This window comes from Paractinoplanes rhizophilus, from assembly GCF_042664765.1.
In the GTDB taxonomy this organism is placed as follows: domain Bacteria; phylum Actinomycetota; class Actinomycetes; order Mycobacteriales; family Micromonosporaceae; genus Actinoplanes; species Actinoplanes rhizophilus.
In genome coordinates this window covers 1-17,842 of the sequence record NZ_JBHTBJ010000029.1, presented here as the reverse complement: position 1 = coordinate 17,842, position 17,842 = coordinate 1, and the positions used below count along the sequence as shown (strand labels likewise).

At 73.0% G+C, this 17,842-nt stretch carries 18 protein-coding genes; 10 read left to right on the top strand and 8 right to left on the bottom strand.

The features are described from left to right. Positions 1–3 precede the first annotated feature (3 nt). Positions 4–2,331: a heavy metal translocating P-type ATPase gene (locus ACFQS1_RS29310; protein WP_378974573.1), complete on the top strand. Its 2,328-nt coding sequence runs from the start codon at positions 4–6 to the stop codon at positions 2,329–2,331. A 373-nt stretch (positions 2,332–2,704) separates the two neighbouring features. Here ACFQS1_RS29310 and ACFQS1_RS29305 read toward each other — a convergent pair whose 3' ends face one another. The 4 genes from ACFQS1_RS29305 to ACFQS1_RS29290 all read right to left on the bottom strand — a co-directional run bounded on the left by ACFQS1_RS29305 (position 2,705) and on the right by ACFQS1_RS29290 (position 5,995). Next, positions 2,705–3,415 (bottom strand): TetR/AcrR family transcriptional regulator, encoded by a 711-nt coding sequence (locus tag ACFQS1_RS29305; RefSeq protein WP_378974571.1) that lies wholly within the window; start codon positions 3,413–3,415, stop codon positions 2,705–2,707. Beyond that, positions 3,396–3,980, bottom strand: coding sequence for a thiol-disulfide oxidoreductase DCC family protein (locus tag ACFQS1_RS29300; RefSeq protein ID WP_378974568.1), 585 nt, complete (start codon positions 3,978–3,980; stop codon positions 3,396–3,398). Before ACFQS1_RS29300 ends, ACFQS1_RS29305 begins: the two co-directional genes overlap by 20 nt. A gap of 40 nt (positions 3,981–4,020) precedes the next feature. Continuing rightward, entirely contained in the window at positions 4,021–4,461 is a 441-nt protein-coding gene (locus ACFQS1_RS29295) for a hypothetical protein (RefSeq protein ID WP_378974566.1), read from the bottom strand. Positions 4,462–4,546: 85 nt separating this feature from the next. Beyond that, the gene (locus tag ACFQS1_RS29290) at positions 4,547–5,995 is read right to left on the bottom strand and encodes a glycoside hydrolase family 3 N-terminal domain-containing protein (RefSeq protein WP_378974563.1); all 1,449 of its coding nucleotides are present in this window, start codon (positions 5,993–5,995) and stop codon (positions 4,547–4,549) included. Between the two features lie 175 nt (positions 5,996–6,170). Between ACFQS1_RS29290 and ACFQS1_RS29285 the strand changes: the two genes are divergently transcribed. From ACFQS1_RS29285 to ACFQS1_RS29275, 3 genes are all read left to right on the top strand, one after another. Next, on the top strand, positions 6,171–7,361 hold the full coding sequence (locus ACFQS1_RS29285; RefSeq protein WP_378974561.1) for an ROK family transcriptional regulator: 1,191 nt from the start codon (positions 6,171–6,173) through the stop codon (positions 7,359–7,361). Positions 7,362–7,396: 35 nt separating this feature from the next. Further along, on the top strand, positions 7,397–8,215 hold the full coding sequence (locus tag ACFQS1_RS29280; RefSeq protein WP_378974558.1) for an ABC transporter ATP-binding protein: 819 nt from the start codon (positions 7,397–7,399) through the stop codon (positions 8,213–8,215). Positions 8,216–8,417: 202 nt separating this feature from the next. After that, positions 8,418–9,329: a ribokinase gene (locus tag ACFQS1_RS29275; protein WP_378974738.1), complete on the top strand. Its 912-nt coding sequence runs from the start codon at positions 8,418–8,420 to the stop codon at positions 9,327–9,329. On the opposite strand, the gene ACFQS1_RS29270 is transcribed toward ACFQS1_RS29275, so the two are convergent. After that, the gene (locus ACFQS1_RS29270; RefSeq protein ID WP_378974556.1) at positions 9,326–9,790 is read right to left on the bottom strand and encodes a DUF6232 family protein; all 465 of its coding nucleotides are present in this window, start codon (positions 9,788–9,790) and stop codon (positions 9,326–9,328) included. The genes ACFQS1_RS29275 and ACFQS1_RS29270 overlap by 4 nt on opposite strands. Positions 9,791–9,928: 138 nt before the next feature. On the opposite strand from ACFQS1_RS29270, the gene ACFQS1_RS29265 reads away from it, so the two are divergent. The 4 genes from ACFQS1_RS29265 (at position 9,929) to ACFQS1_RS29250 (ending at position 14,933) form a co-directional block, all read left to right on the top strand. Next, on the top strand, positions 9,929–10,702 hold the full coding sequence (locus ACFQS1_RS29265) for an enoyl-CoA hydratase/isomerase family protein (RefSeq protein WP_378974553.1): 774 nt from the start codon (positions 9,929–9,931) through the stop codon (positions 10,700–10,702). Between the two features lie 40 nt (positions 10,703–10,742). Beyond that, positions 10,743–11,552 carry a hypothetical protein gene (locus ACFQS1_RS29260; RefSeq protein WP_378974551.1) on the top strand — a complete coding sequence of 270 codons (810 nt, stop codon included), beginning with the start codon at positions 10,743–10,745 and terminating at the stop codon, positions 11,550–11,552. Positions 11,553–11,579: 27 nt separating this feature from the next. Then, positions 11,580–13,217 carry an Hsp70 family protein gene (locus ACFQS1_RS29255; protein ID WP_378974549.1) on the top strand — a complete coding sequence of 546 codons (1,638 nt, stop codon included), beginning with the start codon at positions 11,580–11,582 and terminating at the stop codon, positions 13,215–13,217. Between the two features lie 78 nt (positions 13,218–13,295). Then, the gene (locus tag ACFQS1_RS29250; RefSeq protein ID WP_378974546.1) at positions 13,296–14,933 is read left to right on the top strand and encodes an acetolactate synthase; all 1,638 of its coding nucleotides are present in this window, start codon (positions 13,296–13,298) and stop codon (positions 14,931–14,933) included. Here ACFQS1_RS29250 and ACFQS1_RS29245 read toward each other — a convergent pair. Genes ACFQS1_RS29245 through ACFQS1_RS29235 form a run of 3 tightly spaced genes read right to left on the bottom strand, consistent with a single transcriptional unit; the run spans position 14,930 to position 16,030 of the window. Then, positions 14,930–15,274, bottom strand: coding sequence for a PLD nuclease N-terminal domain-containing protein (locus ACFQS1_RS29245; protein ID WP_378974544.1), 345 nt, complete (start codon positions 15,272–15,274; stop codon positions 14,930–14,932). The two genes, ACFQS1_RS29250 and ACFQS1_RS29245, sit on opposite strands and share 4 nt — an antisense overlap. Before the next feature lie 38 nt (positions 15,275–15,312). Next, on the bottom strand, positions 15,313–15,612 hold the full coding sequence (locus ACFQS1_RS29240) for a DUF202 domain-containing protein (protein WP_378974541.1): 300 nt from the start codon (positions 15,610–15,612) through the stop codon (positions 15,313–15,315). 31 nt (positions 15,613–15,643) lie between these two features. Beyond that, positions 15,644–16,030, bottom strand: a complete 387-nt coding sequence (locus ACFQS1_RS29235; protein ID WP_378974539.1) for a YidH family protein — start codon at positions 16,028–16,030, stop codon at positions 15,644–15,646. Between the two features lie 352 nt (positions 16,031–16,382). Between ACFQS1_RS29235 and ACFQS1_RS29230 the strand changes: the two genes are divergently transcribed. Together ACFQS1_RS29230 and ACFQS1_RS29225 are read left to right on the top strand one after the other, a co-directional pair. Continuing rightward, positions 16,383–17,159 carry an electron transfer flavoprotein subunit beta/FixA family protein gene (locus tag ACFQS1_RS29230; RefSeq protein ID WP_378974536.1) on the top strand — a complete coding sequence of 259 codons (777 nt, stop codon included), beginning with the start codon at positions 16,383–16,385 and terminating at the stop codon, positions 17,157–17,159. 13 nt (positions 17,160–17,172) lie between these two features. Next, positions 17,173–17,842: electron transfer flavoprotein subunit alpha/FixB family protein (locus ACFQS1_RS29225; RefSeq protein WP_378974533.1), on the top strand; the 670-nt coding region annotated here is incomplete at its 3' end.

Here is a 17,842-nt window from a genome sequence, read left to right as displayed (position 1 = left end):
AACGTGGAACACGTCATCGAGCTGGAGATCGGCGGCATGACCTGCGCGTCATGTGCCAGCCGCATCGAGAAGAAGCTGAACCGGCTCGATGGCGTGACCGCGACGGTCAACTACGCCACCGAGAAAGCTCGCGCGACGGTGCCGCCGTCCCTCAGTGCTCAAGATCTGATCGCCGTGGTGCAGAAAACCGGCTACACGGCCGCCGAGAAGATCGCCCCGGTCGCCGCCACGTCCGATCCGCTGCGTGACCGGCTGCTGATCTCCGTCGCGCTCAGTGTTCCGGTCATCGTGCTCGCGATGGTGCCCGCGCTGCAGTTCACCTCCTGGCAGTGGCTCTCGCTGGTGCTGGCCGCGCCGGTGGTCGTCTACGGCGGCTGGCCGTTCCACCGGGCCGCCCTGGTCAACCTGCGGCACGGCGCGGCCGGCATGGACACGCTGGTCTCGGTCGGCACCCTGGCCGCCTTCGGCTGGTCGGTGTGGGCACTGTTCCTCGGCGACGCCGGCATGCCCGGCATGACCCACCCGTTCTCGCTCACCGCTCGCGACGGCGACGCCATCTACCTCGAGGCCGCCGCCGGCGTGACCACGTTCCTGCTCGCGGGCCGTTACCTGGAGGCCCGCGCCAAGCGGCGCGCCGGTGACGCGCTGCGCTCCCTGCTCGAACTGGGCGCCAAGACGGTCACCGTGCGGCGCGACGGCCACGAGCAGCAGATCCCCGCGTCCGGCCTCCGGGTGGGCGATCTTTTTCTGGTACGTCCCGGCGAGAAGGTCGCCACCGACGGCGTGGTGGTCGACGGCGTCTCGGCGCTCGACCTGAGCCTGCTGACCGGCGAGTCGGTCCCCGCCGAGGTGCGCCCCGGCGACCCGGTGACCGGCGCGACCGTGAACGCCGGCGGCCGCCTCACGGTCCGCGCCACCAAGGTCGGCGCCGACACCCAGCTCGCCCAGATGGCCCGGCTGGTCGAGGAGGCGCAGACCGGCAAGGCCGCCGTCCAGCGCCTGGCCGACCGCATCTCGGCGGTCTTCGTGCCGGTCGTGATCGCCCTTGCCATCGGCACGCTCGGCTTCTGGCTGGGCACCGGCCACGACACGACCGAGGCCTTCACAGCCGCTGTGGCCGTCCTGATCATCGCCTGCCCGTGCGCGCTCGGCCTGGCCACGCCGACGGCCCTGCTGGTCGGCACCGGCCGCGGCGCCCAGCTCGGCATCCTGATCCGCGGCGTCGAGGCCCTCGAGTCCACCCGCCGGGCCGACACGGTCGTCCTCGACAAGACCGGCACCGTGACCACCGGCCGGATGTCCGTGATCGCCGCCGTGGCCGACGACCCCGACGCCGTCCTGCGCCTGGCCGGAGCGGTCGAGGCCGCCTCCGAGCACCCGCTGGGCCGCGCGATCGTCGCGGCCGCCCGGTCCAACGGCGAGCTGCCGCCGGTGACCGACTTCCACGCCACAGCCGGGGTCGGCGTCCGCGGCCGCGTCGAGGGCGTGCTCGTCGAGATCGCGGCCGGCGCTCCCGCCGAGATGTCGCCGTTGTTCCACGTCGACGACATCGCGACTGGCTCGGGCGACGTCGCGACTGGCCGGGGTCACGCCGCAACCGCCTCGGGCGACGCCGCGACTGGCTGGGGTCACGCCGCAACCGCCTCGGGCGACGCCGCAACCGTCTCGCTCGGGGCCGCGACTTTCCCGGGCGATGGCGTGACCGCTTCGCTCGAGGCCGCGACGTGGGTCGAGGTCCGGGCCGACGGCGCGGCCGTGGGGTGGCTCGCGCTGGCCGATGCCGTACGCCCGACGAGCGCCGCCGCGATAGCCGCGCTGCGGCGCCTGGGCCTCGAGCCGATGCTGGTGACCGGGGACGCTCCCGGGGTGGCGTCGGCGGTTGCGTCCGAGGTGGGCATCGCCTCGGTCTTCGCCGGCGTCCTGCCGTCGGGAAAGGTCGACGTCGTCAAGGGCCTGCAGGCCGAGGGCCGCACCGTGGCGATGGTCGGCGACGGCGTGAACGACGCCGCCGCCCTGGCCCAGGCCGACCTCGGCCTGGCGATGGGCGCCGGCACCGATGTGGCGATCCAGGCGTCCGATCTGACGCTGGTCCGCAACGACCTGACCGCCGCGGTCGACGCCGTGCGTCTTTCCCGCCGCACGCTGGCCATCATCCGGGGCAACCTGTTCTGGGCCTTCGCCTACAACGTGGCCGCCCTGCCGCTGGCCGCGGCCGGCTTGCTGAACCCGATGATCGCCGGGGCCGCGATGGCGCTGAGCTCGATTTTCGTGGTCCTCAACAGCCTGCGGCTGCGCAACTTCCGCCCCGCGGCGGCCGCGTCCGGCAGCTAAGCGGAGGTGGCCACGCCAGGCCAAGCGGAGTGCCGCGCCCGACAGCCAAGCGGCGGCCGCGCCCGGCCCGACGGTCCGGTGGCGTGAGCCGGGTGGCGGGGGAATGCTCCCGTAGACCCGCGCGACCCGGCTCACCGACCTTGTTGCGAGGACTCGGGCCGGTCCCGAAGCCCGAGACCTCGCAACGTCCCCAGATCCACCTGCGGGCATAACGCTACGTGCCGGCGTGGTCGGCCCGGAAGCTCCGCGTGGGCAAAATGACCGTTCGGCCAGCCCAATCCAGGCGACAGATCCGGAAATTTCCGGGCAGGGTGCTATTTAGGGCGCGACAGCATTACGCAGAGTGACCAAGCCGGAATATCACGTACGGTGATCAATCGTCCCGGCGGACGCTCTCGATCAGCGCGAGAATCTGCCGGAGGGCCGGCCGCAGCACTCGCAGCCGCGAGAGCGCCACCAGCCGGTCGATCAGCGGAACGGCCCCATCGATCAGGCGGCGGGTGCGGCGCTGATCGGGCGACTTGTCGTAGACCCAGAACAGGATCACGCCCATCCACCCGAGCCACAACAGCTCGGGCAGCTCCTTGCGAAGCTCCGGGTCGATCTTGGCCGAGGACCCCTCGACCACGTCCCGGAAGAGCCCGATCGAGGCGTCCCGGGCCGGCGACGACTCCCGCGAGAACGGGCTCAGCGGCGACGACGGCTCGGCCGCGCTCTTGAAGAACGTCGCCGCGAACGAGTGGTACGGCGCGTTCACGTCGATCCCCGCGTGCAGCACCCCGCGCAGCCGGTCCGCGAAATCCGCCGAGCCGGCCAGCGCCGGCCCGGACGCGGCCCGGTGATCGGCCTGGTTCCGGTCGTAGAACCCCTGGATCAGGTGTTCCTTGGAGTCGAAGTAGTAGTACGCGTTCCCGACTGCGACCCCCGCCTCCTTGGCGATCGCCCGCATGGTCGTCTCCGCATACCCCCGCTCCCGGAACAGGCGCAGTGCCGTCTCGAGGATCAGCTGCCGCGTCTGCTCGCCGCGGGCCCGCCGCGCGGGCGGCGTGGGCTCGTCGCCGGACTCAGTGGCAGCGGTCGTCACATTGGTCACCGTAGTCGTCGTCGCCGGCCCCCGTCGGCACCGGCGGCCGGACGCCCCTCATCGATTCCGAAGAGCCCTCAACCGTGCCCGGCCCGGCGACGCCACCTGCGCCGACCGGCCCGGCCGCGCCACCTGCGCCGACCGGCCCCGGCCCGGCCCCACCGTCCGTCCCCGTCGGTTCGGGCGAGCGGACGGCCTCCCGTACCGCCGAGGCCGCCGCGATGAACCGCCGCGCCGCCGGCAGCATGCGCGGCGTGGACAGCCGCAGCGCCATCGCCCGATAGTCCGCGAGCGCCCACAGGCAGGCGAGCCAGGCCCCGTCTCCCATGTAGTAGGTGCCGTCGTCCGCGATCACCGTGAGATCCCGCAGCGTGGCCGCGTGGTCGAGCCCCGGGAACAGCGCCCGCGCCTCCGCCGACCCGGCCGGCGCGAAACTCAGCGGCACGAGCTGCGCCCGCGCGGCCAGCCATCGCCGCGCCGCACGGCACAGCGGGCACCGGGCATCGAAGAGAACGGTGAAGGATGCGACCGCGGCCGCCCCGGAGCTGGTGTCCCGCGGCGGCACCGCCCGGCCGCCCCCGTGTGCGGCCGGGCGGTGAGCCCCGTCATGCCTGCGCCGGCGGCGGCATCTGCGGGTGGATCGGCCGTTGCGGGTGCATCGGCAACCGCCCGGTGGGCGGAAGCGGCGGCTGCCCCTGCTGCTGCCGGATCCGACTGCGCCGGTAGCGGCCGAGGAAGTAGACGTTGCAGAAGTGCAGGACGCCCAGCACCAGCAGCACCAGCCCGATCTTCATGGAGAAGACCTCGAGTGCCTCGCCGGCGTCGGCCACCGTCGCGCTCGATCGCATCGCGAACGCCACGTAGCCGAGATTCAGCAGGTAGAAGCCCATGACCAGGAGCTGGTTGACGGCGCGGGCGAGTCGTTCGTCCTCGAAGACGTCGGCGAGGAAGACCAGGCCGTTGCGGGCGAGCGTGGTCGCCACCCACACGGTCAGCGCGACGCTGACCGCCAGATAGAGCAGGTACATCCAGACCTTCGGGTCCATCGGACCGCCCTTTCTCGAACATGTTCAACTTATGCTCTCAGCCTAGGGCACAACTTTGAACGCGTTCAAGTAGGGCGGGAGTGACTCAGGACGCAGTCAGGCCGAGCGCCTCGGCCGCCGCCCGCCCGTTGGCCAGGCTCGCGCCGTGCGTGGTGACGAAGGCCCGGCATCCGGCCGGCCGCCACAACGAGGGCCAGCCCATCTCCACCACCCCGACCGGGTGTGCCGTGGCCAGCTTCTCGACGAGCGAGCGGCTGTCGCCGGAACGATGCAGATGCCGCCCCACCACCACGATCGGCCGTCCCGCCGCCCGCTCGATCAGCGCCGCGGGTGAGGTTGCCGCGGCCGCGACCTCCACCTGCTCGGTTCCGCCGAGATGCGGCCGCAAGCCCCACGGCACCCGGCCCTCGGCGATCGAGTGACCCGAGCTCAGCTGCACCACCAGCGGCGATGCGAGCGCGGCCGGCGAACCTTCCACCCGCACGGCGCGCCTGGCGGCCGCGATTCCCAGGCCCGCGTCGTGGTCACCCCGGGCGTGGGGCGTCGCGCTCCACCGAGCCAATTCCGCCGTACGGGACACCGCGGCCTCGAGCCTGCTCCTGGCGAGCCGTCCGTCCCCGACGCCGGCCACGATCTCGTCGACGATCGCCGCGACCAGCTCGGCGTCCACCCGCGCCCCGATGCACAGCAGGTCGGCGCCCGCCGCCAGCGCCCGTACCGCGGCCCGCGGGATCCCGCCGGCCACCAGCGCCGCGCCCTTCATCTCCAGCGCGTCCGTGACGATCGCGCCCCGGAAGCCGTACTCGCCGCGCAGCACGTCGGTGAGCGCGAACCGGCTGAACGTCGCCGGATCGTCCCCGGTCAGCGCCGGCACCCGGATGTGCGCCGTCATGATCGCCCGAGCCGAGAGGGCGGCGGCGAACGGCGGCAGGTCGCGCTCGCGCAGCACCGGCAACGGCGCGTCCACGGTCGGCAGCTCGAGATGCGAGTCCGCGAGCGTCGCGCCGTGCCCGGGGAAGTGCTTGGCGCAGGCCGCCACCCCGGCCGACTGCAGTCCTTCGACGGCGGCCCGCGCGTGCCGCGCCACCAGCGGCGGCGACGCCCCGAACGACCGGGTCCCGATGATCGGGTTGTCGTCCGCCGTGTTCACGTCCACGGTCGGCGCCAGGTCGAGGTTGACGCCCGCGGCGGCGAGGTCGGCCCCGATCGCCGCGTACACCCGGGTGGTCAGCTCGACGTCGTCCACCACGCCGAGGGCCGCGTTCCCCGGGTACGGGCTGCCGGTCCGATGGCCCAGCCGGGTGACGTCCCCGCCCTCCTCGTCGATGGCGATCAGCGCGTCACCCCGCGCCGACCGCAGCTCGGCGGTGAGCTTGGCGACCTGCGTACGCGAATCGATGTTGAATCCGAAGAGGGTGTGTCCCGCGAGCCCGTCGCCCAGCAGCTCGAGCGCCCAATCGGGCGCCTCCAAGCCGGGAAACGCGGCGAGCAGGGTGCCGAGGGCGAGACGGCGCAGTCCGTGGTCGGTCGCCATGGTTGTCCTTCCGGTGACGCAACTCTGGCTCAGGGTGCCCGCGAGCTGCCATGATCGCTCCGAGTCGATGGCGTGTGCTGCGGACGGCGACGATGCCGACCGTTACGCTGCGGTCACGACTTCGGGGGCTCGGTAACCTAACTGGAAACAATCCTAAATACTAGGGGTAGTAAACATGGCCGCCACCCGCCTTCCGGGCACACCTCGGCTGCTGCGCGCACTCAACGACCGCGCGGCCCTGGAGCTGCTGCTCGCGCGCGGTCCGCTGACCCGAGCGCAGCTCGGCGAGATGACCGGCCTCAGCAAGGTCACCGCCTCCCAGCTCGTCGAGCGCCTCGAGCAGCGCGGCCTGGTGCGCCGCGTCGGCGAGCAGGCCGGCGGTCGCGGGCCCAACGCTCAGCTGTACGCCGTCACTCCGGGTAGCGCGCACGTGATCGGCGTCGACGTCGGCCCCGAGCGGGTCGTCGCCGCCTGCGCCGACATCACCGGCGCGATCGTCGGCCGGGTCGAGCAGTCCACCAAGGACACCGACGACCCGGTCGGCGTCGTGCACAACGCGGTGGTCCAGGCGGCGGCCGAGGCCGGCACCGACATGAGCTCGGTGCGCCGGGTCGTGCTCGGCACCCCCGGCCTGGTCGACCCGGAGAGCGGCGAGATCTCCTTCGCCTGGGATCTGCCCCGGTGGCACCGCGGCCTGCTCGACGACCTGCGCCGCGACCTGAGCACCCCGGTCGTCTTCGGCAACGACGTCAACCTGGCCGCGCTGGCCGAGCGGAGCACCGGCGCGGCCAAGGGCGCCACCGACTTCGTGCTGATCTGGATCGGCCGGGGTGTCGGCCTGGCCAGCGTCATCGGCGGCAAGCTGCACCAGGGCGCCACCGGCGCGGCCGGCGAGATCGGATACCTGCCGGTGTCCGGCGCCGAGGTGCCCCGCCACCAGGGCAAGCGCTCGCAGAAGGGAGGCGTGCGCGGCGGCTTCCAGACGGTGGCCGGCGCCGACGCGGTCAAGGCGATCGGCAAGAAGTACGGCTTCCGCGGCAACGAGGCGTCCGACGTGATCCGCTCGGCGGTGGCCGCGGGCGAGGCCGGTGACCAGGTCCTCGACGAGCTGGCCGAGCGGCTGGCCCTCGGCGCGGCCGCGACCTGCGTGGTCCTCGACCCGCCGCTGGTGGTGCTGGCCGGCGAGGTGAGCCAGGCCGGCGGCCCGGGCCTGGCCGAGCGGGTCGAGCGCGAGGTGGCGGCGATCACCCTGGTCAGCCCGAAGGTGGTCATCACCGGCGTGGAGTCGGAGCCGGTGCTGCACGGCGCCCTGCATACGGCCCTCGACGCCGTGCGTGACGAGGTGTTCGGGTCGACCACCGGGTGACCGGGCCCGACCCGTACACGTGATTTGATGGTCCCGTGCTCGAACCTGCCGTGCGAATCCCGCCCCACGACGACACCGTCATCGCCTTCGACCGGGTCAGCGTGATCCGGAGTGGCAACTTCCTGGTCCGCAGTCTCTCCTGGCAGGTGGAGCTGGACGAGCGGTGGGTCGTCCTCGGGCCGAACGGCGCCGGCAAGACCACCCTGCTCAACCTGGCCGCGGGCCGGCTGCACCCGTCCCGCGGCACGGCGTACGTGCTGGGCGAGCGCCTCGGCCGCACCGACGTCAACGAGCTGCGCACCCGCATCGGCCTGTCCACCGGCCAGTTCGGCGAGCGGGTGCCGCCCAGCGAGCGGGTGATCGACGTCGTGGTCACCGCCGCCTGGTCGGTGGTCGGCCGCTGGCGCGAGGAGTACGACCCGATGGACCTCGCCCGGGCCCGGCAGCTGCTCGGGCAGCTCGGCATGGGCTCGCTGCTCGAGCGCGAGTTCGGCACGCTCTCCGAGGGCGAGCGCAAGCGCACGCTGATCGCCCGCGCGCTGATGACCGACCCCGAGCTGATGCTGCTCGACGAGCCGGGCGCCGGCCTCGACCTCGGCGGCCGCGAGGACCTGATCGCCCGCCTCGCCGGCCTGGCGCTCGACCCCGACTCGCCGGCCATGGTGCTGGTCACCCACCACGTCGAGGAGATCCCGCCCGGCTTCACCCACGGCATGCTGCTGCGCGAGGGCACGATCGTCGCCGCCGGCCCGCTCGGCGAGGTGATGACCGCCGACAACCTCACGAAGACCTTCGGCATGCCGCTGACCGTCGACCGCTTCGGCGACCGCTACACCGCGCGGGCCGCGTCATGACCGGCGTCGATCGCCGCGAGGCCGGGGCGCCCGTCAAGGCCAACGCCCGCGAGGACGGGACGCCCATGGGGCCCGGGGCGCACGAGGCAGGGTCGCCGCCCAGAGCAGGGTCGCCCCGAAGGGCTGGGGCGCGCGGCGCGGGAGTGCCCCTCAAAACTCGGGACCGCGGGACTGGGCCGTGCCGCGCCGGGCGGGTGGCGGCCTGATGGCGCCGCGCATCGTGGTGGCCGGCAGCGCCAACATGGATCTGGTCGGCATCGCCGAGCGGCTGCCGCTGCCCGGCGAGACCGTTCTCGGCGACGACTTCGTGATGATGCCCGGCGGCAAGGGCGCCAACCAGGCGATCGCCGCGGCCCGGGCCGGCGGCGACGCGGTGTTCCTGGGCGCCATCGGCTCCGACTCGTTCGGCGTCACGCTGAACGCCCGGCTCAACGCCGCCGGCGTCGACACCGCCCACGTCCGCACCGTCTACGGCGCCTCGGGCGTCGCCGTCATCATGGTGGACCGGGGCGCGGAGAACTCGATCCTGGTCGCCCCCGGCGCCAACCGCACGTTCAGCGATCTGACCGCCGCCGAGGAGCAGGTCATCGCCGGCGGCGACGTGCTGCTCTGCCAGCTCGAGATCCCGATCGACACGGTGGTCGCCGCCTGCAAGGCCGCCCGCGCCGGCGGCACCCGCACGATCCTCAACGCCGCGCCGGCCCGCGAACTGCCGGCCGACCTGCTGGCCAACGTCGACCTGCTGGTGGTCAACGAGGTCGAGGCCCGGACCATCGCCGGTCAGACGATCACCGGCTCGGAAACCCCGGACATGGCCGCCCTGCTGGCGCTGGTGCCGCGGGTCGTGCTCACCCTCGGCGGGGCCGGCTCCCGCTACGCCGAGCGCGACGGCCGCGACGAGACCGTGCCCGCGTTCGTGGTCGAGGCGACCGACACCACCGCGGCCGGCGACGCCTTCACCGCCGCCCTCGCGGTGGCGTGGGGCGAGGGCCGCGACCTGATGGAGGCGGTGCGCTGGGCGAACGCGGCCGGCGCCGCCTGCGTACGCAAGCTCGGCGCCTCGAGCGCCCTGCCCACCCGAGCCGAGATCGACGAGCTCTACCAGGGCCTCTAGCGATCAACTCGCGACGGTTCGAGGGCACGCTGCAACGCCCGGTAGATCCGGCCGAAGCGGGCCGCGTCGGCCGTGCTCAGCAGCAGGATGTCGCCGCGCCGGGTGCGGGCCCAGATCTCCCGCCGCCGGCTGCCCCGGTCGTAGGAGCGGTCCACCCGTTCCAGCAGCATGTCGGCCAGCGGCGCGGTGGCCAGCCCGATCAGGATCCCGCCGCCGATCAGCCCGGCCGTCAGCCCGGCCGAGGCGTGTGCCACCAGCGCTGTCCCCACGCCGAGCGCGCCGACCAGGATCGGCAGCAGGATCGCCGCGCCGAGCACGCCCCGCCCGGCGATCGTCGCCCAGGATCGGCGCCCGCGCGTGTGCCAGACCTGCCGCAGCTCGGCCAGCGGGTATTCGCGGCCGTGCGCCCGGACTCCCGCCGAGGTGACGACGACGTCACTGTCCCGGTAGTAGGTGGTCATTCACTCTCCGTACCCGTCGTAGGCTTCGGCTTAACCGATGAGGGTTGTTCAGGGCGGTGGAGACGGGCCTTTGACCTGCGGCTTGGTGCAGCTCAAGGTAGGCCCTGAACAACCCTCAAGATTAGGGAGGCGTGCTTCGTGGGCGAGTTCGTGACGCTGGAGACCACCGACGGCATCGGCACCATCCGGATCGACCGGCCCCCGATGAACCCGCTCAACACCCAGGTACAGGAAGAGCTTAGAGAGGCCGCGCATTCCGCCGCCGGGTCGGCGGAGGTCAAGGCGGTCATCGTGTACGGCGGGGAGAAGGTCTTCGCGGCCGGCGCCGACATCACCGAGTTCACCGAGCTCAGCTACCAGGACATGACCCTTCGCGCCGGCGCGCTCTCGGGCGCGTTCGACTCGATCGCCCAGATCCCCAAGCCGACCGTGGCCGCGATCACCGGATACGCCCTCGGCGGCGGCTGCGAGCTGGCGCTGGCCTGCGACTGGCGGGTGGTGGCCGACGACGCCAAGCTCGGCCAGCCCGAGATCCGGCTCGGACTCATCCCCGGCGCCGGCGGTACCCAGCGGCTGGCCCGGCTGGTCGGCCCGGCCCGCGCCAAGGACCTGGTCTTCTCGGGCCGCATGGTCGACGCCGAGGAGGCGCTGCGCATCGGCCTGGCCGACCGCGTCGCCCCCGCGGCCGAGGTCTACGCCACCGCCGAGGCCCTGGTCCGGCCGTTCGTGACCGGCCCGTCGCTGGCCCTGCGCGCCGCCAAGCAGGCGATCGACGGCGGCCTGAGCATGGATCTCGCCTCCGGCCTGGCGCTGGAGTCGCAGTTGTTCGCGTCGCTGTTCGCCACCGACGACCGGATCGAGGGCACCACCGCGTTCGTGGCGAAGCGTAAACCTACGTTTACCGGCCGCTGATCCTCGCTTCCATCGATCAGGTGCCATAAAGTCCGTCGTTGTGGAGTCGTTACCCGCCGCGGGCACGGTGCGCCGCACCGTGCGCGTGGCGGTCGCTCTCGTCGTCGGCCAGGCGCTGCTCTGCGCGCTGATCGGCTGGCTCATCCTCGGCCGCGGCACCGGCTCGACGGCTCCGCCCGACCAGATGGCCGCGCCGCCGATCGCGCCACCCGCCGACGCCGGCCACCACACCCTGCCCACGCCGTCCGCCGCCCGGCCCGTGACCCCGCCGGCGACGACCCCGGGCCACCGGGCCGTCGGCCGCGAGGGCGATCCGGGGCCGGCCCGCACCGGCCGACCCGCCCCGCACCCATCCGCGCCGAACTCACCCGGCCCGAACCCGCCCGCGCCGGCTCCGCCCGCCACGCCGGGAGCCGGCTCCTCCGCCCCGCTCGCGGCCGCCGCGCCCCGCCTGTCCGTGCCGCCCAGCCTGTCCGTGCCGCCCAGCCTGTCCGTGCCGCCCAGCCTGTCCGTGCCGCCCAGCCTGTCCGTGCCGCCCGGCCTGTCCGTGCCGCCGGGAGGGCCGGGCCCCGGTGCCGGCCTGGCTCCGCTCCCGACCGCCGCCCCAAAGCTGCCCGGGGTGCCGGAGCCGACGATCGTGGTGACCACGACGACGGTCCCCGGGTGGGCGCCGCCGATGCCGTGGCCGACCCGCACCCCGGCGCCCGGCCCGATGGGTCCGATCGTGGGAGGCCCGGTCACGGTCGGTGACCACTGCCTGCCCGCGAGGGCCTTCGCCCGCACCGCCGACGGTGACCTGGTTCGCTGTGTGCGCACGTGGCATTACCGCCCGCGCTGGAAGATCGTCTAGCGGACGGCACCCCCTAGACTCTGCGTCATGGCCGCTGACCCTGGGAGCCCGAAGCGGCACGCCCTCGGCGTGGACTTCGGGACGTCCAACACCGTCGCGGTGGCTCGCTGGCCCGACGGCCGGGCGCGCCCGATCCTGGTCGATGGCTCGCCGCTGCTGCCGTCGGCCGTGTTCGCCGAGGCCGGCGGCACCCTGGCCGTCGGCCGCGACGCCGTGCACAGCGCACGCCTCGACCCGGCCCGCTTCGAGCCCAACCCCAAGCGGCGCATCGACGACGGCCTGGTGCTGCTCGGCGAGCAGGAGTTCGCGGTCGTCGACCTGATCGCGGCGGTGCTGGCCCGGGTCGCCGAGGAGTGGCACCGCGCGGTCGGCCCGGTGCGCCCGGAGGTCACCCTCACCTGCCCGGCCACCTGGGGCGCGGCCCGCCGCACGCTGCTCGCCGAGGCCGCGGCCCGGGCCGGGCTCGAGGGCGCCCGCCTGGTCGCCGAGCCGGTCGCGGCCGCCACCTACTTCGCCGAGATCCTCGGCCGGGACGTGCCGATCGGCTCGGTCGTGGTGGTGCACGACTTCGGCGCCGGCACGTTCGACGCCAGCGTGGTCGCCCGCAACGCCGCCGGCTTCGAGGTGATGGCCGTCGACGGCCGCGACGACATCGGCGGCCTCGACGTGGACGCGGCCATCGTCGAGCACCTGCGCACCGACGAGTGGCAGCGCATCCTCGAGCCCACCACGGTCGAGGAGCGGCGCGCCCGCCGCCAGCTCTGGGACGACGTCCGCATCGCCAAGGAGCGGCTCTCCCGCGCCCAGGCCGCCGACTTCGTGGTGCCGCTGCTGGAGACCGAGGTCCACCTGACCCGCGACGAGCTGGAGAAGCTGGCCCGCCCGGTGCTCGACCAGACGGTGCGGGTCACCAAGAAGCTGATCGAGTGGGCCGATCTGCCCGAGGGCCGGCTGGCCGGGGTGTTCCTGGTCGGCGGCGCGAGCCGGATCCCGCTGGTCGCCACCCTCCTGCACCGCGAGCTCGGCGAGGCCCCGGTGGCGATCGAGCAGCCCGAGCTGGTGGTCGCCGAGGGCAGCATCCTGGCCGACGCCGCCATGCTGACGACCGGCGCGGCCGCGCCCGGCCCCACCGCCGAGCTGAAGCTGGTGTCGCACGGCCGTCCCGAGGCGGAGACCGTGCGGGTGGCCCGGGCGACGCTCCACCTGCCCGGCACGACCGGGTTGCAGCCCGCCGTCGACCCGTGGCCGGATGCCGATCACGGGCACTGGGCACCGGACCCGCAGGCCACGGTCGCGACCGCAAAACCGCGGTTCGACGGTGCTCCACCCGTACCGAAAAAGCCGGAAATGCCACCGCGGAGCGACACCCGGGCGATGTCGCCGGTGAAGGCAGTCAGCCGGCCCGTTTCCCCGCCGCCGCAAGCGACGCCGCCGCCTCGCACCCGGCCGGCCGCGCGGCGGCCGGCGCCATCGAAGCGCAAGCCACGACGGCGCCGCGGACGTTTCGTGCGCTTCCTTCAGATCATGCTGAGCATCCTCGTGATGATCCTGGTGCCGCTGGTCGCGCTGGTGGTGGCATATGGGTACGGCAACGCGGAACCGCTGACGGTGGACGCCGAGAACCTCGTGCGGGATCTCGCGGACCTCCTGGGGATCAGAGACTGACTGGGGATCAGAGACTGATTCACCTTTGTGGTACCGACCGGTAACGTGCTGGCGACGGGCACGGCGACGGAGGCGGGCATGGCAGAAGTGATCGATGGCTCCACGGTGGAAGGACACGGCGGCGACCTGGCGCTGGCCGCGCTGCGGTCGTTCGGGGTGCGCGAGATGTTCACGCTGTCCGGGGGCCACGTGTTCCCGCTTTACGACGCCGCCCACAAGCAAAACTTCCCGATCCATGACGTACGCCACGAGCAGAGCGCCGTGTTCGCCGCCGAGGCGGTCGCCAAGCTGCAACGGCGGCCCGGCCTCGCGGTGCTCACCGCCGGTCCCGGCGTCACCAACGGCATCTCCGGCCTGACCAGCGCGTTCTTCAACGCCTCGCCGGTGCTCGTGCTCGGCGGGCGGGCGCCGCAGTTCCGCTGGGGCTCGGGCAGCCTGCAGGAGTTCGACCACGTGCCGCTGGTCGCCCCGATCACGAAGTACGCCGGCACGGTCACCGACACCAACGCGATCGCCGGCGAGATCCGTGCGGCGCTCACCTCGGCCCTGACCCCGCACCGCGGGCCGGCCTTCCTCGACCTGCCGCTCGAGGTGGTCTTCTCGAGCGGCGAGGCGGCCACGCCGGGCGAGCTGGCGGTGCCGGTGCTGGAAGCCGACCCGGACGAGGTCGCGCGGGCGGCCGCGCTGCTGGCCGGCGCCGCCCGGCCGGTGATCATCGCGGGGTCCGACGTCTGGGGCGGGGACGCGACCGCCGCGCTGCGTGCCGTCGCCGAGGCGCTGCAGATTCCGGTCTTCGCCAACGGGATGGGCCGGGGCGCGTTGCCGCCGTCGCACCCGCTCGCCTTCGCCAAGGCGAGGCGGCCCGCGCTCAACGAGGCCGATGTGGTCTGCGTGATCGGAACGCCGTTGGACTTCCGCCTGGGTTTCGGGGAATTCGGCGAAGCCGCGGTGGTGCACATTGTGGACGCCCCTTCGCAGCGGGCCTCGCACGTGTCGCCGGTCGTGTCGCCGGCGGGGGATCTCCACCGGATTTTGACCGAAATTTCAGGATACGGTGGCGCCGTCGTCGACCATGCCGAGTGGATCGCTGGGCTGCGGTCGGCCGAGGACGCGGGCAAGGCCCGCGACGCCGAGGCGATGGCCGCCGAGACCGACCCGATCAAGCCGGCCCGCGTCTACGGCGAGCTGCGCAAGGTCCTGGCCGCCGACGCGGTGACCATCGGCGACGGTGGCGACTTCGTGTCGTACGCCGGCCGCTATCTGGAGCCCGCTCAGCCCGGCACCTGGCTCGACCCCGGCCCGTACGGCTGCCTCGGCACCGGCATGGGCTACGCCATGGGGGCCCGGGTCACCTATCCCGACCGGCAGATCTGCGTCTTGCTCGGCGACGGCGCCGCCGGCTTCTCGCTGATGGATGTGGAGTCGCTGGTCCGGCAGCAGCTCCCGGTCGTCATGGTGGTCGGCAACAACGGCATCTGGGGCCTCGAGAAGCACCCGATGAACGCCATGTACGGCTACGACGTGGCCGCCGACCTGCAGCCCGGCCTGCGCTACGACGACGTCGTGCGCGCGCTCGGCGGTGCCGGCGAGACCGTCGAGAAGGCGTCGGAGATCGGTCCGGCCCTGGCCCGCGCCTTCGACTCGGGCGTCCCGTACCTGGTCAACGTGCTGACCGACCCGGCGGACGCCTATCCCAGGAGCTCGAACCTCGCCTAGCTCTCCTCTTCCCGCTTCTTGAACTCCTTTTCCCACTGGGCCAGCGTCTCGCGGTCCTTGCGGGACTGCTCGGTGTCCATCGAGCGCAGGAAGTCGGGGTCGTCGTCCGGTGAGGAGGGGCGCGCCTTGGTCCGGCGGATCGGCGTGCCCTCCCGCGGCGCGGCCGCCGGCCGGCCCCACAGGAAGTAGGCGATCGGCCCCGCGAGGGGAATCACTAGGATCAGCAGAATCCACACCAAACGGGGCGCGTTGCGCACCCGCTCGGCCGACAACGCGCTGATCAGCGCCAGCACAAAGAGGACCAGCTGCACGGCAGCCAGAAAGATGAACAACCGGACCATAGGGCAATGATGACTCGGTCCGGGCGTCCCGGCGACGATCAGAGCATGACAACCAGGCCACCGAGGGCCGCGAGCGCGGCGGCGAGCAGCGCGTAGGCCGGAATCATCCGCCGGGCGGGCCGGGGCGGGAGGCGGCGCAGGCCGCGGGAGCGGCGGTAGGCGAGGGCGATCATGGCGACCCAGCCGGCCATGACCGCCGCGGCGGCCAGCCAGGCGACGACGCCGGCGTCGGGTTGGACGGCGGGTCGTGCGGCGAGCAGGGCGACGGCGGTGGCCGACAATCCGGTACGGCGCCAGGCGAGCCGGGTGCGTTCGGCGGACGCTCCCGGGTCGCTCATCGGGCGGCCCTCGCCGGCTTTTCCGCCGCGTTCACCGGGCGGCCTTGATGATCACCGCGACCGCCAGCAGCAGGGCGCCGGCCGCGACCGCCAGCGCCAGGATCGCCGGGAACTTGGAACCCGGCAGCTCCTGGCCCAGCCGCATGGCCCGCTCGGTGCGGGCCCAGTGGTCGACCGCGCGCAGCGCCACGACGCCGCCGAGCAGGATCAGGGCGATCGCGATGACCTCGCGCAGGTGCGCCACCCCGAGCGGCGGCAGGAACTGGGCGCAGGCCAGGCCGCCGGCGATCAGCGCGAGGCCGGTGCGGATCCAGGCCAGGAAGGTGCGCTCGTTGGCGAGCGAGAAGCGATAGTCGGGCGTACGGCCGACGGTCGGCTGCTTCTCGGGGTCGAACCATTGCCGCAGCGCACCGAACACCGCTCGATTATCGGCCCGATCGGTCCGGCAGGCAGGCCCAGATCATGCGGACTTCGTCACTGACGCAGGCCTCGCGAAGGTGACCGCAGGCGCACCACGGCGAGTCGGGACCGCAGCGACGGTGGGAGTCCGGCCCGGGCGCGGACATTCGTGGTGGAGTATGGGTGGCGGGCGCCTTGAGCCCGTCGAGCAGCGTGGTTGGCTGGCCGGACATATGCGACACCTCCTCAGCCCATCATGGTGAGGTGTGTCACTCCGGGTGGCCGTCACCCGTAAGCTACTGACGGGTAACCTTCGGGTTGGCGGTCCGACCGCAACGGTGCGTTCACAACAGGAGGGTCGAAGTAGCGCGATGAACATCGTCGTTTTGGTGAAGCAGGTGCCCGATTCCGGTGCGTCGCGCTCGCTCGGCGCGGATTTTTCGGTGGACCGGGCTTCGGCGAGCAACGTGATCAACGAGATGGACGAGTACGCCATCGAGGAGGCCTTGAAGATCAAGGAGGCGCACGGCGGCGAGGTGACGGTGCTGACCATGGGTCCGGCGTCGGCGGCCGAGTCGATCCGCAAGGCGCTGTCGATGGGCCCCGACAAGGCTGTCCACGTGCAGGATGACGCGCTGCACGGCTCCTGTGCGGTGGCCACCTCCAAGGTTCTCGCGGCCGCCCTGGGCACGCTGAACGCCGATCTGGTGCTGTGCGGGTCGGAGTCGACCGACGGGCGGGTGCAGGTGATGCCGCACATGCTCGCCGAGCGCCTGGGCATCGCGGCTCTGACCGGGGCCCGCAAGCTGACGGTCGACGGTTCGCAGCTGACCGCGGAGCGGCAGACCGATGAGGGGTACGAGGTGGTCACCGCGGCCACCCCGGCGATCGTGAGCGTGTGGGACACGATCAACGAGCCGCGGTATCCGTCGTTCAAGGGCATCATGGCCGCCAAGAAGAAGCCGGTGCAGACTCTGTCGCTGGCCGACCTGGGCGTGTCCGCCGACGAGGTGGGCGCGGCCGGCGCGACCAGCCAGGTGCTGTCGTTCGCCCCGCGCCCCGAGCGCAGCGGCGGCACGAAGGTCACCGACGAGGGCGACGGCGGCGCGCAGTTGGTCGCGTTCCTGGCCACCGAGAAGTTCGTCTGAGAGGGAGGCTGTCATGGCAGAAGTTCTGGTTGTGGTGGAGGCCTCCGCGTCCGCCGGGGTCAAGAAGGTCACGCTCGAGATGCTGACCCTCGCCCGCACGCTCGGGTCGCCGTCCGCCGTGGTGTTCGGCGAGGTTTCCGACCAGCTCGCCGAGTACGGCGCCGAGAAGATCTACGTCGCCGCGGGCGAGGACGTCGAGGGCTACCTGGTAGCGCCGAAGGCGACCGTGCTGGCCTCGCTGGTACGCGAGAAGCAGCCGGCCGCCGTACTGCTCGCCTCCACCCAGGAGGGCAAGGAGATCGCCGGCCGGCTGGCGGTGAAGCTGGACAACGGGCTGCTCACCGACGCGGTCGCGGTCGACGCGGACGGCACCGCCACCCAGGCGATCTTCGCGGGTTCGGCCACGGTGACGTCCAAGGTCACCCGCGGGCTGCCGATCATCACGATCCGGCCGAACTCCACCACCCCCACACCGGCGCCGGCGTCGGCCGCCGTCGAGCAGCTCTCCGTCGCCGTCTCGGAGGCCGACAAGCTGACCAAGGTGGTCGAGCGGGTGGCCGAGAAGAAGGGCTCGCGCCCCGAGCTGACCGAGGCGTCGATCGTGGTCGCCGGCGGTCGCGGCGTCGGCAACGCCGACAACTTCAAGCTGGTCGAGGAGCTGGCCGATCTGCTCGGCGGCGCGG

Coding starts and splice junctions, on each gene's coding strand:
- ACFQS1_RS29295 (WP_378974566.1), bottom strand. CDS start 4,461: ATGGACCCGAAGGTCTGGATGTACCTGCTCTATCTGGCGGTCAGCGTC.
- ACFQS1_RS29290 (WP_378974563.1), bottom strand. CDS start 5,995: ATGGCGACCGACCACGGACTGCGCCGTCTCGCCCTCGGCACCCTGCTC.
- ACFQS1_RS29285 (WP_378974561.1), top strand. CDS start 6,171: ATGGCCGCCACCCGCCTTCCGGGCACACCTCGGCTGCTGCGCGCACTC.
- ACFQS1_RS29270 (WP_378974556.1), bottom strand. CDS start 9,790: ATGACCACCTACTACCGGGACAGTGACGTCGTCGTCACCTCGGCGGGA.
- ACFQS1_RS29255 (WP_378974549.1), top strand. CDS start 11,580: ATGGCCGCTGACCCTGGGAGCCCGAAGCGGCACGCCCTCGGCGTGGAC.
- ACFQS1_RS29250 (WP_378974546.1), top strand. CDS start 13,296: ATGGCAGAAGTGATCGATGGCTCCACGGTGGAAGGACACGGCGGCGAC.
- ACFQS1_RS29245 (WP_378974544.1), bottom strand. CDS start 15,274: ATGGTCCGGTTGTTCATCTTTCTGGCTGCCGTGCAGCTGGTCCTCTTT.
- ACFQS1_RS29240 (WP_378974541.1), bottom strand. CDS start 15,612: ATGAGCGACCCGGGAGCGTCCGCCGAACGCACCCGGCTCGCCTGGCGC.
- ACFQS1_RS29230 (WP_378974536.1), top strand. CDS start 16,383: ATGAACATCGTCGTTTTGGTGAAGCAGGTGCCCGATTCCGGTGCGTCG.